This is a genomic window from Paracoccus onubensis, from assembly GCF_003591515.1.
In the GTDB taxonomy this organism is placed as follows: Bacteria; Pseudomonadota; Alphaproteobacteria; order Rhodobacterales; family Rhodobacteraceae; genus Paracoccus; species Paracoccus onubensis.
This window is the reverse complement of the sequence record NZ_QZCG01000008.1, coordinates 1-14,810: the sequence shown is the minus strand read 5'-3', so window position 1 is coordinate 14,810 and position 14,810 is coordinate 1. Positions and strand designations below refer to the sequence as shown.

Sequence of the window (14,810 nt, the reverse complement as noted above, 5' to 3'; positions counted from 1 at the left end):
TGCTAAATATTGTATACAGAACGCTAAATGGAGGATTCGCATATGCGTATAGCGCTCGCGATAGGAGATGCGGGGGGCGTCGGCCCGGAACTGGCGGCAAAACTTCTGGCACATGAGGATATGCGGGACCGCGACGTGATCGTGGTTGGTGATGCCAGCGTCCTGAGGATGGGCGCCGAACATGCGGGTGTCGCGCTTGATCTGCCGGTTGTCCGGCCCGGGGATGATATGCCTGCCGGGCAGGTGCTGATCGACCTGGCGAATTGCCCCGCTGACAGCGTAAAGCTGGGTGTGTCCAGCCCCGAAGCCGGCGCGGCCTCGTTGCAGAATTTCGCCGCCGTGCTTCGTCTTGCCAGGGCCGGGATCGCCGATGCGGTGATGTTCACCCCTTATAACAAGCATTCCATGCGGCTGGCCCGTCCCAGCTATGTCGATGAGATCGGTTTCATCGACATGGTGCTGGATGCCGAACGCAGCGGCCGCGAATTCAATGTGCTGGACGAGGTCTGGAATGCCCGCGTGACCTCGCATATCCCGCTGAGCAAGGTCGCCGGGACGCTCAGCACCGAGCGAATTCTGGGCAGCCTGCGCCTGACATCGGAAGTCATGGCCGGTGCCGGAAAACCCGGCGCGCGGATCGGTGTCGCGGCATTGAACCCGCATGCGGGTGACGGCCGTAATTTCGGGCATGAGGATGAAGATATCATCGCTCCGGCAGTCGAGGCCGCCGTGGCCGAGGGCATCCCGGCCAAGGGCCCGATCCCGTCCGATACCGTTTTCGTGCGCGCCACGCGCGGCGAATTCGATGCCGTGCTGACCATGTATCACGATCAGGGCCAGATCGCGATGAAACTGATTGGTTTCGACCGGGGGGTGACCCTGATCGCGGGCTATGGTTTCCCGATCGTGACCCCGGCTCATGGCACCGCCTTCGATATCGCGGGGCAGGGCAAGGCGGATCCGGGCGCAACCCTGACCGCGGCGCGGCTGGGCTGGGATCTGGCCAAATTGAATCCCAAGCGCGGCGATATTGCACCATTGCCCGCAGGCTGGGCGACCGAAGAGGTCAGACCCAGCGCGATGGTGGCCGGCTAGGCCGCTATCCCGGATCGTAATCCGTCAGAGGTGAATTCAGTGGAGGAGAAAACCATGACCAAGATCAAAACCGCATTATTAACCGCCGCCGCCGTGATGGTAGCGGCTCCGGCGATGGCCGAATGGGCGCCAAATCGCCCGATCGAATTCGTTGTTGCGTCGGGCGCCGGCGGCGGCACCGATAATTTTGCCCGTACCATCCAGTCGGCGCTGACCCGCAACGACATCGTGGACGCGCCCATGGTGGTGCTGAACAAGGGCGGAGGCTCGGGCGCAGAGGCGTTCCTTTATGCGCGCCAGAATGCCGGTGATCCGAACAAGCTGATCTTCGGCACGAATAACGTCTACCTGCTGCCATATGTGGCGAAGCTTGCCTATACGACCGAGGATTTGCAGCCCGTCGCCACGCTGGCGCTGGATGAGTTTCTGGTCTGGGTCAAGGCGGACAGCCCCTATGAATCCATCACCGATCTGATCGACGCGGCCAAGGAAGCCCCCGGGACGATTACCTTCGGGGGCAGCCAGTCGAAGGATACCGACGAGACGCTGGTGGCCTTGATCGAGCAGGTCTCGGGCGCGGATTTCAAATATGTTCCCTTCAACGGCGGCGGCGAAACCGGCGTGCAGCTTGCCGGCGGCCATATCGCGGCGAATGTGAACAACCCGAACGAGAATATTGGCCAGTGGCAGGCTGGCGCGGTGCGCCCGCTCTGCGTCTTCTCGCCCGAGCGGATGGCGGAAAGCGAGCCGATCGGCGACGATATGGGCTGGCACGATATCCCGACCTGCAAGGAAGCCGGGCTGGATATCGAAAGCTACCAGATGCCGCGCACGGTGTGGCTGCCCAAGGACACGGATCCCGAGGTTGTGGCCTTCTACGAGGATGCCATGAAAAAGGTTGCCGAAACGCCGGAATGGCAGGATTACCTGACCAAGACCTCGCAGACCGGCGCCGTTCTGCTGGACGAGGAGCTTGCCTCCTTCATTCAGACGAACGAGGATAACACGGTCAAGGTCTTCCAGGCGGAAGGCTGGACCGCGGCAGAGTAAAAATCACTGACCGAAGCGGGCCTGCGGGTATCATCCGTGGGCCTGCCTGTTGGAATGGGGCAGGGTGATGAACTCCCCTGCCATGCAGGCGGAAAGGGAGAACCATGACCGTCAGACGTTTTCATGCCGAGGTCGGAACTGCCTTCGCGACAGCCGGGCTTGGCATCGCCGCCGTGACCGGTGCCGCAGGATTGGGCTTCGGCTGGGAAGAAAGCGGCCCGCAACCGGGATATTTCCCATTCTATGTCGGGCTGATCCTGATCGGGGCGAGCCTGTGGAATCTCATGCGGGCATTCATGAAGCATCGCGCGGCAGTCTTGCATGAGCGCAACTCGGGCGAGATCGAGGAACCGTTTCTGGGGCGCGAGAATCTGGGGCGGATCGGCATGTTTCTTGCGGCCATGGCGGGTTTCGTCATCGGTACGCTGACACTGGGCGTTTATGTCGCCTCGACGGTCTATATCGCCTGGAGCGCGTGGCGGCAGGGCGGCTACCGGCTGTGGGTGGCGCTGGCCATCGGCGCAGGGTTCACCATCGTGCAATACGTGATCTTCGAGGTCATTTTCAAGATTCCGCTGCTGAAGGGACCGATCGAGCCCCTTTTGGGCATCTATTAGGAAAGGCGCTGGATCATGGGTAATCTCGATCTTCTGATGCATGGTTTCGGCGTCGCGATCACGCCGATGCACCTGATGCTGATGGTGGGCGGCGTGCTGATGGGGCTGGTCGTCGGCGTGCTGCCGGGACTGGGCGCGCCGAATGGCGTGTCGCTGCTGATCCCGCTGACTTTCGCGCTGGATCCGACCTCGGCCATCATCCTGCTGTCCTCGATGTATTGGGGGGCGCTGTTCGGCGGCTCCACCACGTCGATCCTGTTCAATATCCCCGGCGAGCCAAGTTCCGTCGCGACCACATTCGACGGCTATCCGATGGCGCGAAAGGGGGAATCCACCCGCGCGTTGACGCTGGCCTTCATGTCGGCCGGGGTTGGCGCATTGATCGGCGTCATCGTCATTACGCTGCTGGCGGGCTGGGCGTCGAACTTCGCGCTGCAATTCGGGGCGCCGGAATATTTCGCCGTCTATTTCCTGGCCTTTGCGGCGTTCATCGGCATGGGCAGCGCATCGCCTGCCAAGACGCTTGTTTCGCTGACCACCGGTTTGCTGCTGTCCACGGTCGGCATGGATACGGTAACGGGCGAAATCCGTCTGACCTTCGGGCTGGATCAGCTTCTCAGCGGGATCAGCTTCCTTGTCGTGGTGATCGGCCTGTTCGGTATCGGTGAGCTTTTGTCCACCGTGCAAGAGGGGCTGCGCTTCCGCGGGGTCGGCTCGAAGATCGATCTGCGCGATGTGCTGAGGACCATCGCGGAACTGCCGCGCTACTGGGCGACCACGATCCGGTCGGGCCTGATCGGCATCTGGATGGGCATCACGCCGGGCGGCCCGACCGCCGCCTCGTTCATGAGCTACGGCATTGCCCGTCAGGCATCCCGCAAGGGCGAGGCTTTCGGCACCGGCCGCCCCGAGGGTATCGTCGCCCCTGAAACCGCCGACCACAGCGCCGGAAGCTGCGCCATGTTGCCGATGCTTGCGCTTGGCGTGCCGTCTTCGGCCACGGCGGCAGTGATGATGGGTGGGCTGATGATCTGGGGGCTGACGCCCGGCCCGATGCTGTTCGCGACAAAGCCCGATTTCGTCTGGGGCCTGATCGCAAGCATGTATGTGTCGAACCTGATCGGCGTGATCCTGGTTCTGGCGACCGTGCCGATGTTCGCGGCATTGCTGCGCATCCCCTTCGCGATCATCGGGCCGATGATCGTGGTGATCTGCTTCGTCGGGGCCTATACCGTCTCGAGCGCGAGTTTTGATCTGTGGCTGGTGCTGCTATTCGGGCTTGTGGGCTATCTGTTCACCAAGCTGGGCTATCCGCTGGCGCCGCTGGTTCTGGCGATGGTGCTTGGCCACAAGGCCGAGAACGCCTTTCACCAGTCGATGATCCTGTCGAACGGATCGCTTGAGATCTTTTTCTCGAACACGCTGGTCACGTCGATCATGCTGATCGCGCTGGCGCTGCTGATCTTGCCGAAGACCCTGCAGCTTGGCTCGCGCCTGCGCCGCAAGGCCCCGGTCGAATAAGGAGAACAGGATGAACCATCTTCGTTATTTCGCGGGGCGGAGCGCCCGTCAGATCGAATGCGCCATTGTCGGAACCGGCGGTTTCGGACGCAGTTTTCTGGCGCAGGCGCGGCATATCAAGGGCCTGACCTGCCGTGTCGCCATCGACCGGGACGCCGGAATTGCCGCCGATGCGCTGCGCTCGGTCGGCACCGATCCGGGGCAGATCGTCGTATGCAGCGACGCCGCCTCGGCCCGTGCCGCGTGGGAGGCAGGGCAATCCATTGCCGCCGCCGATCTGGCGCTGGTGACGGATCTGCCGATCGAGGTGGTGCTGGAGGCGACCGGCAATCCCGAGGGGGGCTCCCGTCACGCCCGCATCGCCATCGAGGCGGGCAAGCATGTCATCATGGTCACCAAGGAAACCGACAGCGTGATCGGCCCGATCCTTGCGCGTATGGCGGCGGAACGCGGCTGCGTGGTCTCGCCCGTCGACGGAGATCAGCCCAGCCTGCTGATCGGCCTTGCCACATGGGCCGAGGCAATCGGCCTTGAGATCGTCGCTGCCGGAAAATCCAGCGAATACGATTTCATCTTCGATCCGGCGACCGATACGATCACCAGCAACGGCCGCACGGTTCCGGTCCCCGGTTTCGGAGACTGGATCGAGGCGGGCGACCGCCCCTGGCCCGAAGTGGCTCGCGCCCGCGCCCGTCTTGCCTCGGCGCTGCCGCAGCGCGCGGCACCCGACCTTTGCGAATTGACCGTGGTGGCGAATGCGCTTGGCATGGTCCCGGACCGCGCCGATTTTCATGCGCCGATTGCCCGTATTACCGAAATCGCCGATTTCATGGCGGTCAAGGCGGATGGCGGTCTTCTGGAGGGCAAGGGACAGCTTGATGTGTTCCACTGCCTGCGCCTGCCGGGCGAGCCCAGTTTCGCGGGTGGTGTCTTCATCACAGTTGTTTGCCGCGACGATGAGACCTGGGACATGCTGCGCGACAAGGGTCATGTCGTCGCCCGCAACGGCAGAACCGCGATGATCGGCCTGCCGCGCCATCTGCTGGGGCTGGAAGCCGCCACATCGGTTTTCGAAACGGCGCTTCTGGGCGTCTCCTCGGGGGCCGATAGGCCGCTTCCGGTGATCGACCTGACGGCGCACGCCGATGCCGATCTTCCGGCGGGCACGCTGCTGCTGGCCGAAGGGCATCATCACACGATCGCCAATGTCTCGGCCCGGATGACCCCTGCCGCGCCCCTGTCCGACGATGCTCCGATCCCCTATTATCTGGCCTCGGGGCGCAGGCTGAAGCGTGATATCCGCGCGGGTCAGTCGATCCTGTGCGGCGATGTGGATCTGGACACGGATGCCGAGATGTATCGTCTGCGCAAGGCACAGGATGCCGTGACCGACTGGAACTGAAGGGGATAACATGCTGCTGGGCTGTATCGGCGACGATTTCACCGGCTCGTCCGATCTGGGCAATACGCTGGCCAAGGCCGGGATGCGGGTGGTGCAATATAGCGGCGTCCCCGAAGATCCCGCCGCGCCGGATGTCGAGGCCGGGATCGTCGCGCTCAAATCCCGCTCGGTCCCTGTGGAAGAGGCGGTGGATCTGTCTCTGAAGGCGCTGGACTGGCTGAGGGCGCAGGGCTGCCGTCAGTTCCTGTTCAAATATTGCTCGACCTTCGATTCCACGCCCGAAGGCAATATCGGACCGGTGGCCGATGCTCTTGCCGATGCGCTGGGCGCGGATCGCGTGATCTTCTGCCCGGCTTTCCCGGCAACTGGCCGGATGATCTATCAGGGCCATCTGTTCGTGGGCGACCGCCTGCTGTCCGAAAGCGGAATGGAGAACCACCCGCTGACGCCGATGACGGATCCCGATCTGCGCCGCTGGCTGGCGCCGCAGGTATCGCGTGGCGTCGGGCATGTCCCGGCATCGGTTGTCTGGCAGGGATCGGAAGCTGTTCGGGCGCGTCTGGATTCTGAAGCTGCCGAAGGCCGCCCCTTCGTCATCGCCGACGCCATCCGGGATGAGGATCTGCTGGTGCTGGGCCGGGCCATTGCCGACCTGCCGCTGTTGACCGGAGGTTCGGGTATCGCGCTCGGCTTGCCGCAAAATTTCCGCGACCAGGGGCTTCTGGCAACCAACCACCCTGTCTGGCAGGGCCAGCCCGGAAAGGCCGTTATCCTGTCCGGGTCATGCTCGCGCGCGACGCGGGGGCAGGTGGCGTGTCATATCGCCGAGGGCTCGCCCGCGCTTGAGCTCGACCCCGAGGCGGTGCTGTCGGGCGCGATGACCCCGCAGGATGCCGCGGATTGGGCACTGACACAAACCGGCCTGCCGCTGATCTATTCTTCCGCCGATCCTGATGCCGTCCGCGCCGTGCAGTCCCGCCACGGAACCGAGGCCGCCGCATCCGGGCTGGAGGCATTCTTCGCCGAAACCGCCCGGCTTCTGGTGGCGGGGGGCGTGACGCGGCTGATCACCGCGGGCGGGGAAACCTCGGGCGCCGTGGTCGAGGGGCTTTCCGTCGAGACTCTTGAGATCGGGCCTGAAATCGACCCCGGCGTTCCCGCGATCCGCGCCCGGCCCAATCTGGTGCTTGCTTTGAAATCCGGTAATTTCGGGTCAGAGGATTTCTTTGCAAAGGCAGCCCGGCGCCTTGAAGGAACGACAGCATGAGCGCCGAGAACCAATTGCGCGAACGCATCTGCGAACTGGCGCGGTCGATGTTCGACCGTGGCCTGACCGCCGGCTCCACAGGCAATATCTCGGCCCGGACCGAGGATGGCGGGCTTCTGGTCTCGCCCACCGGAACCAGTTTCGGACGGCTGGATCCGGCGCGGCTGTCGCGCTTCGATGCCAGGGGTCGCCATATCGACGGCGACCGCCCGACCAAGGAAATGCCCCTGCACAGCGCCTTTTACGAGACCCGCGGGCGCACGGCGGCGGTGGTGCATCTGCATTCCTGCCATGCCGTCGCGCTGTCTGCCCTGCCCGATGCGGATGCGCAGGATTTCCTGCCGCCGATTACGCCTTATGCCTTCATGCAAATGGGCCGGGTGCAGCTTCTGCCCTATTTCCGCCCCGGCGATCCCGCCATCGGCGATGCCGTGCGCGGGCTGGCGGGCAAGCGTTCCGCCGTCATGCTGGCCAATCACGGGCCGGTCGTGGCGGGGCTGGATCTCGAAGGCGCCTGCAACGCGATTGAGGAACTGGAGGCGACGGCCCGGCTGGCGCTTTTGCTGCGCGGGACGACACCAAACATGCTGACACCCGAACAGGTGGCCGAACTGGTCCGCATTCACGACGTCGCATGGGACGAGGCATGACCCGGTTTTCGGCCAATCTGGGGTTCCTCTGGGCCGATCTGGCTTTGCCCGATGCGATCCGCGCCGCGCAGAAGGCGGGTTTCGATGCGGTCGAATGCCACTGGCCTTATGATCACGATCCCAAGCAGGTCCGCGCCGCATTGGAGGAAACCGGTCTTCCGATGCTGGGCCTGAACACCTTGCGCGGCAATCCGGGTGAAAACGGCCTAGCCGCCCTGCCGGGCCGCGAGGCGGAGGCCCGCGCCGAAATCGACCGTGCCATCGCCTATGCCCGCGCCATCGGTTGCGGCGCTGTTCACGTCATGGCGGGTTTCGCAACCGGCCCCGATGCCGAGGCCACCTTTCTCGCCAATCTCGACCATGCCTGCCGCGTCGCGCCCGATCTGACCATCCTGATCGAGCCGCTGAATCGTTATGACGCACCCGGCTATTTCCTGACCGGCTCGGATCAGGCGGCGGCATTGATCGCGCAGGCGGGTCATCCGAACCTGCGGCTGATGTTCGACTGCTATCATCTGCAGATCATGGAGGGTGATCTGACCCGGCGGCTGGAACGGCATCTGCCGGTCATCGGCCATATCCAGATCGCCTCGGTTCCCGATCGCGGCAGGCCCGATCATGGCGAGCTGGATTATCGCCATGTTTTCCTGACCCTGGAACGTCTTGGCTGGGATTGTCCTTTGGGCGCGGAATATAAATGCGCAGGCCCGGCCGAAGACAGCCTTGGCTGGATGACAGATCTGTCCCGGACATCCGGCGCTGGCGAATAGGATCGGTTCTTCGCATCGATCGGTGGCGGATACCGCATTCAAAGGGGCTGTACGCTTTAAAGCATGCCGCGCCCGCCCGGTTTCACTCCCGCTCCCTCTGCTTCTTCTTTGTCCAAATACCTCGGGGGTCGCCGGCGGGTCGCGCCACTGGTCCGAGAGACCAGTCGGCGACGGGCAGCGCCCCCGGCCGTCGCGGGACGCAAATCACCGGCGTGTCCGATTCAGCGCGACAGGCCCTAACGCTTCGGCCTTTTGCGTCCTGCGGGTTTTGCCTGTCCCAATGCGATCAACTCGCCCGCCAACTTGTCGCAAAGGAACAGCTTGCCGATCAGTGGCGCCATCTCGCCGCGTTCCGGCAACGGATCCAGAGGCGTTACGGTCAGGACCGCATCGCAAAGCGGCGCAAGCGCCTCGGTGCCCTGACCGCAAATCGCGACTGTGAAGGCTCCGGCCTCCCGGGAATGTTCGAGGAAACGGGCGGTGCGCAGGGTCAGGCCGGTTTCCGAGACGATCATCGCGACCGAACCCCGTTTGCGAGAGGCAAGGATTTCGTCGGCCACGACATCGTCGTTCCAGGCGCGGGCGACCAGTCCGATCCGCGAGAAGCGATAGGCAAAGAGATGTGCGCCCATGCCCGAGATACCCGATCCGAAGATATCGATATGCGGCGCGGCCTTCATGGCAAGCGCGACGCGGCGAAGGGTATCGGGATCCACGTTTTGCGCCGTCGCCTGCAGGGCGCTGCAAAGACGATCCACATGATCGACCGGCCTGCGCGGCGCGGCGGTGTTGCGATAGACGATATCCGCAGCCAGCGCGACCCGAAGATCGCGCAGGCTGTGAAACCCCATCGTGCGGCAGAAGCGGATAACGCTGGCCTCACCGGATTTCGCCTCATGGGCGAGATCGGCCACCGAAAGACGTATGGCTTCTTCGGGACGCTCGACGAAGATCCGGGCCACCCGTTCCTGTGCTGCGGGCATCGCGGAAATCTTCGCGTGAATCGCGGCCAGCGTCGCTCTTCCCAGCGCCCCTTTCGCCGCAGCTCCCTGGGGCGGGAAGATGTTCTGCGTCGAATGGGGTGAATTTTCCATCAGCGCCAGCAGGGGTTGGTCCAGGCGCGCTTGCCGTCCTGACCGAAAATGATGACTCGGAACCACGGGCTGCCGTCAAGCCCATCCATCGGCAGTTCGGCGCGGCTGACGCCAGCCTCGAAATGATAGCTGTTTTGATATCCTTTGCCCGCGATCAGGATTCCCGAAGCGGGGGAACATTCGACCAGCAGCCTGTCGCCCAGAAGCTCGACATTCTGGATGGTCGGGCCTTGCGTCGAATAGTAATCGCCAGCCTTGAGCGCCGCGACAATCGCGTCGGCCGAGCGATCTGCAGCCTTCAGCATCACCCAGCCCCCGCCGAAGTCGGGGGTACGGAAATGCGCGTCGTCGCAGGCATAGGTCAGCAGCTTGTGGCCCTTGTCTGCAAGCCCGTCCAGCATATAGGCTCCGTCGCCCTTGTCATGCATGACCTGACAGCCGTGATTATAGATCTCGACCGCGTGGGCGGCATCGATCAGCGTTTCGGCGTCATCCATCGAAAGCTGATACCAAGCCGGATGCGCGATACCGACAAAGGCGCCGGCCGCATTGGCGCGGCGGGCCAGTGCGGGACCGGTTTCGGTCTCGGCGGTCGGTGCGAAATCCGGCGGCAATCCGACTGCGACAAGATGCCAGATATCCGACATTTCGGTGCGCGGCGCGTGGATCTCTGCTCCGAGGATCGGGGTGAATGTTTCGGTTTTCAGATGCGTGATATCGGTGATCGGGAAGTCGAACGATTTCAGGAAATGATCGGTGATCGACAGAAAATCGTAACCTGCCGCGCGATAGCGGGCGGAGACCTCATCCGGCGTCAGCATCCCGTCCGAACGGTTCGAATGGGTGTGAATATTGCCTTTGAGGAAAGATCCGGGAAGATTGAAGGGCGAAAGTCTGGTCATGATTTGTCCTTGATACGCCATTGAATGAGGGGAAGGCCGGGGACATGCCCCGGCCCCTGTCCCGGGGTTATTTCGCGATCAGATCGTTGGTGATCCCGACCATTTCGGCAAGACCTTCCTCGGTGCTCAGATCGCCGCTCATCACTTCGGCAATGATCTCGCGTTGCGTGCGCCAGATCTCGACCGAGTTGGTGCCGGGATATCCTGCCCATGGAATCGCACGGTCGATCTGATCAAGCGAGATGCGCCAATTGGGGTTTTCCTTGTAGAAATCACCCAGCAATTCGGGGGCCATCGCGTTCTGGTTGGTCGGCATGTATCCGGAACCGCGAACGGCAATATCCTGCCCCTCTGGCGAGGACACGAATTTGATGTATTCCCAGGCCGCCTTCTGTTTTTCGGGATCGCTCGTCAGGATGACCGCACCATTGCCGCCGGTCGGAATCCTGCCCTCGTTCGGGTTGTCGATCGGGAACACGGCGGTTCCAAGGGTGAACTTGCCCGCCGACAGCTCTCCGAACGAGTTGGCGGAGTTCACCGACTGAATGGTAAATCCGGTCAGCCCCGCGACGAATTGCTGGCGCGCCTGTTCAAAATCCATTTGCTTCATGCCGCCTTCGGTGACGAAACGACGGGCGAGTTCCAGCGCATTGGTCCCGGTCTCGCCATCCCACGCGACGGTCATGCCATCCTCGTTCATGAAAGGCGCCCCCTGCTGCGAGATCAGGGCCCGCCACAGCCAGTCATCCGGCCAGACATCGACCGTATAGGCCATGCCGGTGACACCGCCGCCAAGCTCTTCGATCTTCTTGCCAAGCTCGATCCAGCCATTCCAGTCCGTGGGCAGATTGCCGGTATCGCCACCGGCCTTCTCGATCAGTTCCTTGTTGTAGAAGATGACCGGGGTCGAGGCGTTGAAAGGCATTGCCCATATCTTGCCGTCGATGGTGGTCAGGTTGCTGATCGCCGGGTTGAAGTTTTCCTCGATAAATGCCTGACCGCCTTCGGCTTCGATGAATGGGGTCAGGTCGGTGATCTGATCCCGGGCCGACAGCGTGCGGACCAGTTCCGGAAGCAGATGGAATCCCGAGTGATAGACATCGGGGGCATTTCCGGTCATCGCATCTCCGATGATGGATTGGTGACCGGTGTCATAATTCTCGGCCGACGCGCGGAACTCGATCTTGATATCGGGATGCTGCTCCATGAAGGCCTTTGCCTCGGCTTCGTGGAACGTGTTGTGACCCGGCCAGGGATGCATCACCTGAATGGTGACATCGGCGAAGGCCGGACTGCCCAGAACAAGGCCGAGCGCGAGGGAGGAAAGAAGTTTGCGCATCGAAAGACTCCGTTTCTCATGCGTGGAGGGAAAGCTTATTTGACCCCGGTCATGGTGATGCCGCGGATGAAGTGGCGCTGCGCGAGCAGAAAGCCGATCATCAGAGGCGCCGTCAGAATCGTCGCCATGGCCATCAGGGCGCCGTAATTGGCTCCGCTTTCACTATCGGCGAAGAAGGCAAGGCCAAGGGGCGGCGTCATCAGGTCGTTCGAGCGGATGACGACCATCGGCCAGTAAAGGTCGTTCCAATGCGCCGTGACCGAGAAGACTGAAAACGCCGCGACCGAGGGCAGACAGCCGGGCACCACGACGGTCCACAGGATCGCCCATTCCGACATGCCGTCGAGCCGGGCGGCCTGAATGATCTCGTCGGGATAGGTCCGGAAGGTCTGGCGGAACAGGAAGATCGCGAAGACCGACAGGAAGAACGGAACCATGGCCGCGAAATAGGTGTCGATCGCGCCGATCGCGTTCAGGCCCAGAAACAGCGGCAGCGCCGGCGCCTGAATCGGTACGGTCAGCGAAAAGAGGACCAGTGCGAAAAGAAGGTCGCGGCCCCGGAACTCGAACTTCGCCAGGGCGTAGGCGCAGGGGATCGCGGTCAGAAGCTGTACGATCAGAATCCCGCCCGAGATCAGGACGCCGTTCTTCAGGAAGGTCAGTGCCGGGATATCGGTCACGGCCTGAATGTAATATTGCAGCCCGGTGAAGCTTTCCGGAAGCCAGCGGAATTCCGGCACGAAAAGCTCCGCGGGTGAACGGACCGAGGTCACGATCATGACGTAAAAGGGAAACATGAACAGGAAGGCCAGGAACAGCAGGATCACATGCGACAGGATCTGTCCGGGACGGAAGCGATGCGGCCTGTTCATCGGTAATGCACCTTACGGTCCAGCACCCGCGCCTGAATCCAGGCGAACACCATCATGATCGCAAGGAAGACGACCGTCATCGCGGCCGCCGATCCCATGCGGAAATAGCTGAACCCTTCAAGATAGGTCGTGTAAAGCAGCACATCGGTCGAGCCGCGCGGGCCTCCGTGGGTGATGACGGCGACGGTATCGAAAACCTTGAACGCCGTGATGGTCGAGGTGACGATGACGAACATCGTCACCGGCCCCAGAAGCGGCAGGGTGACGTTCAGGAAGCGGTCGAATTTGCTGTCCATGCCGTCCATGGCCGCCGCCTCGTAAAGGTCTTCGGGGACACCCGTCAGCCCGGCGGAGAACAGGACCATATTGAAGCCCGCAAGCGACCAGATATTGATCGCGGCCAGCCCTGCAAGCGCAAGATCGCGGTCGCCGAAGACATCAAGCGATGGCAGGCCAAGGCTTTGCAGCAGCAGGTTGAAAGGCCCGATCGTGCCGTGAAGCAGGTATTTCCAGACCATTGCCATCGCCACCACGGTCGCGGTCACCGGCAGGAAGAAGATCAGCCGGTAGAACCGCTGCCCCTTGCTCAGCCCGTCAATCAAAACGGCAAGGAACAGACCCAGCAGGACCGAGGCCGGCGCGACCATCAGCACATAGGCAAAGGTATTCCACAGTGCCCGTTTGAAGGTCCGGTCGCCGAAGAGTTCGGCGTAGTTTCCGATCCCGATCCATTCGATGCCCGTCTCACCGAATTTGTAGCTTGTGAAGCTGAGCAGGATCATCACCATGATCGGCGCCATCACCGTCAGCACCAAAAGCAGAACCGACGGCGCGGCAAGCCCATAGGCGATGCGCGGCGACAGGATCGCCCCCAGCCGGCGAGGCGGCATGCGGGATATCGATACGGATTGTGTCAGATCAGCCGGCATCTGCGAATTCCCGGATATGCGGCGCATCCAGCCGGCTGCCATTCGCATCGAAAAGCATGAAGCCGCGCGCCGGAAGCCAGACGGAAAGGCTTTGGCCTTCGGCGGATGGCGGTATCCGGCCGGCAGCGGCGCGGGCGCACAGGCGCGTGCCGCTGCCAAGGCGCAGGAAGACCAGCAATTCTGGCCCAAGCTGCTCGATTCGTTCGAGCGTGGCCGAAACCTCCAGATGATCGGCGGCGGGGTTCAGCAAGACAGCTTCGGGACGGAAGGCGACAGTGACCGGGTCGCGGGGCAGCACGGGCGCGAAACCGCCATTTTCAGAGATCAGCTCATCCGAGCTGATGGTCGCGATTTCCGGCGAACCGATGAAACGGGCGACGCGAAGATCGCAGGGATTGCCGTAAAGCTGCGTCGGGGTGGCGCATTGAACGATTTCGCCATCCATCATCACCGCAACGCGGTCCGACATGGTCATGGCTTCGACCTGATCATGGGTGACATAGACGAAGGTCGCGCCAAGGCGGCGATGCAGCGCGGCGATCTCGGCCCGCATGGTCACGCGCAGCCGGGCGTCGAGATTCGAAAGCGGCTCGTCCATCAGAAAGACACGCGGATGGCGGACAATGGCGCGGGCCAGCGCCACACGCTGACGCTGACCGCCCGAAAGCGCGGCGGGCTTGCGATCCAGCATCGGCTCGATCTCGACCAGCCGCGCAGCATCGATGACCGCCTGATCGATGCCGTTGCGCTTCGATCGCTGTCCCGGCCAGAGCCGCCCTATCCCCGGCAGGCGCGCCGGTGCCGGCAACCGGCGCATCCGCAGCGGTGTCCCGATGTTCTGGCGTACGGTCATATGCGGATAAAGCGCGTAGCTTTGGAACACCATGGCAATGTCGCGGGCGCTTGGCGGCAGATGATCGATCCCGGTTCCGTCGATGCTGACCGTTCCGCCCGATTGCGGCGCAAGCCCGGCCAGAATGCGCAGGAGGGTCGACTTTCCGCAGCCCGAGGGCCCCACGAGCGACATGAATTCGCCCGGCCTGATCGCCAACGAGACATCGCGGAGAGTCTGCGTTTCTCCAAAGGACTTGCTGATGTTTCGAAGCTGGACGGCAGCGGTCATTGTGGAACTCCCGAATCTCTCGGGATGGGAGATATCGGAGCAATACTTCAGAAAAATGACAAAAATCGGAGTTAAACTCCGACCAGGAGCAAACAGCTGCCGCCATCCGGAGAACGCCGCGCCGGCCCGGCTGCACATCCTCCTCTTCTTCTTTGAACAAATACCTCGGGGGTCCGGGG

General features: G+C 62.8%; 14 protein-coding genes. 8 read left to right on the top strand and 6 right to left on the bottom strand.

Going from position 1 to position 14,810, the window contains the following annotated elements; genetic code table 11:
* The first annotated feature begins 42 nt into the window (after positions 1-42).
* The 8 genes from D3P04_RS12265 (at position 43) to D3P04_RS12230 (ending at position 8,372) form a co-directional block, all read left to right on the top strand.
* The gene (locus D3P04_RS12265; protein ID WP_119749644.1) at positions 43-1,095 is read left to right on the top strand and encodes a PdxA family dehydrogenase; all 1,053 of its coding nucleotides are present in this window, start codon (positions 43-45) and stop codon (positions 1,093-1,095) included.
* A 54-nt stretch (positions 1,096-1,149) separates the two neighbouring features.
* The gene (locus D3P04_RS12260; RefSeq protein ID WP_119749289.1) at positions 1,150-2,145 is read left to right on the top strand and encodes a tripartite tricarboxylate transporter substrate binding protein; all 996 of its coding nucleotides are present in this window, start codon (positions 1,150-1,152) and stop codon (positions 2,143-2,145) included.
* A 104-nt stretch (positions 2,146-2,249) separates the two neighbouring features.
* Positions 2,250-2,762: a tripartite tricarboxylate transporter TctB family protein gene (locus D3P04_RS12255; RefSeq protein ID WP_119749287.1), complete on the top strand. Its 513-nt coding sequence runs from the start codon at positions 2,250-2,252 to the stop codon at positions 2,760-2,762.
* A gap of 15 nt (positions 2,763-2,777) precedes the next feature.
* The gene (locus tag D3P04_RS12250; protein WP_119749285.1) at positions 2,778-4,283 is read left to right on the top strand and encodes a tripartite tricarboxylate transporter permease; all 1,506 of its coding nucleotides are present in this window, start codon (positions 2,778-2,780) and stop codon (positions 4,281-4,283) included.
* 10 nt (positions 4,284-4,293) lie between these two features.
* A complete protein-coding gene (locus D3P04_RS12245; protein WP_119749283.1) occupies positions 4,294-5,685 on the top strand; it encodes an NAD(P)H-dependent oxidoreductase in 1,392 nt (463 codons plus the stop codon).
* Positions 5,686-5,695: 10 nt separating this feature from the next.
* A complete protein-coding gene (gene otnK, locus D3P04_RS12240) occupies positions 5,696-6,952 on the top strand; it encodes a 3-oxo-tetronate kinase (protein WP_119749281.1) in 1,257 nt (418 codons plus the stop codon).
* Complete coding sequence (otnC, locus tag D3P04_RS12235) at positions 6,949-7,602, top strand: 3-oxo-tetronate 4-phosphate decarboxylase (RefSeq protein WP_119749279.1); 654 nt, start codon at positions 6,949-6,951, stop codon at positions 7,600-7,602. The genes otnK and otnC overlap by 4 nt, the downstream gene beginning before the upstream one ends.
* A complete protein-coding gene (locus tag D3P04_RS12230; RefSeq protein ID WP_119749277.1) occupies positions 7,599-8,372 on the top strand; it encodes a hydroxypyruvate isomerase family protein in 774 nt (257 codons plus the stop codon). Before otnC ends, D3P04_RS12230 begins: the two co-directional genes overlap by 4 nt.
* A 236-nt stretch (positions 8,373-8,608) precedes the next feature.
* On the opposite strand, the gene D3P04_RS12225 is transcribed toward D3P04_RS12230, so the two are convergent.
* The 6 genes from D3P04_RS12225 to D3P04_RS23870 all read right to left on the bottom strand — a co-directional run bounded on the left by D3P04_RS12225 (position 8,609) and on the right by D3P04_RS23870 (position 14,631).
* Positions 8,609-9,466: a MurR/RpiR family transcriptional regulator gene (locus tag D3P04_RS12225; protein ID WP_119749275.1), complete on the bottom strand. Its 858-nt coding sequence runs from the start codon at positions 9,464-9,466 to the stop codon at positions 8,609-8,611.
* Complete coding sequence (locus D3P04_RS12220) at positions 9,466-10,368, bottom strand: PHP domain-containing protein (protein WP_119749273.1); 903 nt, start codon at positions 10,366-10,368, stop codon at positions 9,466-9,468. The genes D3P04_RS12225 and D3P04_RS12220 overlap by 1 nt, the downstream gene beginning before the upstream one ends.
* Before the next feature lie 67 nt (positions 10,369-10,435).
* Positions 10,436-11,707 (bottom strand): ABC transporter substrate-binding protein, encoded by a 1,272-nt coding sequence (locus D3P04_RS12215; protein ID WP_119749271.1) that lies wholly within the window; start codon positions 11,705-11,707, stop codon positions 10,436-10,438.
* 35 nt (positions 11,708-11,742) lie between these two features.
* On the bottom strand, positions 11,743-12,579 hold the full coding sequence (locus D3P04_RS12210; RefSeq protein WP_119749269.1) for a carbohydrate ABC transporter permease: 837 nt from the start codon (positions 12,577-12,579) through the stop codon (positions 11,743-11,745).
* Positions 12,576-13,508, bottom strand: a complete 933-nt coding sequence (locus D3P04_RS12205; RefSeq protein WP_119749267.1) for a carbohydrate ABC transporter permease — start codon at positions 13,506-13,508, stop codon at positions 12,576-12,578. The genes D3P04_RS12210 and D3P04_RS12205 overlap by 4 nt, the downstream gene beginning before the upstream one ends.
* The gene (locus D3P04_RS23870; protein ID WP_119749265.1) at positions 13,498-14,631 is read right to left on the bottom strand and encodes an ABC transporter ATP-binding protein; all 1,134 of its coding nucleotides are present in this window, start codon (positions 14,629-14,631) and stop codon (positions 13,498-13,500) included. The genes D3P04_RS12205 and D3P04_RS23870 overlap by 11 nt, the downstream gene beginning before the upstream one ends.
* Between the last annotated feature and the right edge of the window lie 179 nt (positions 14,632-14,810).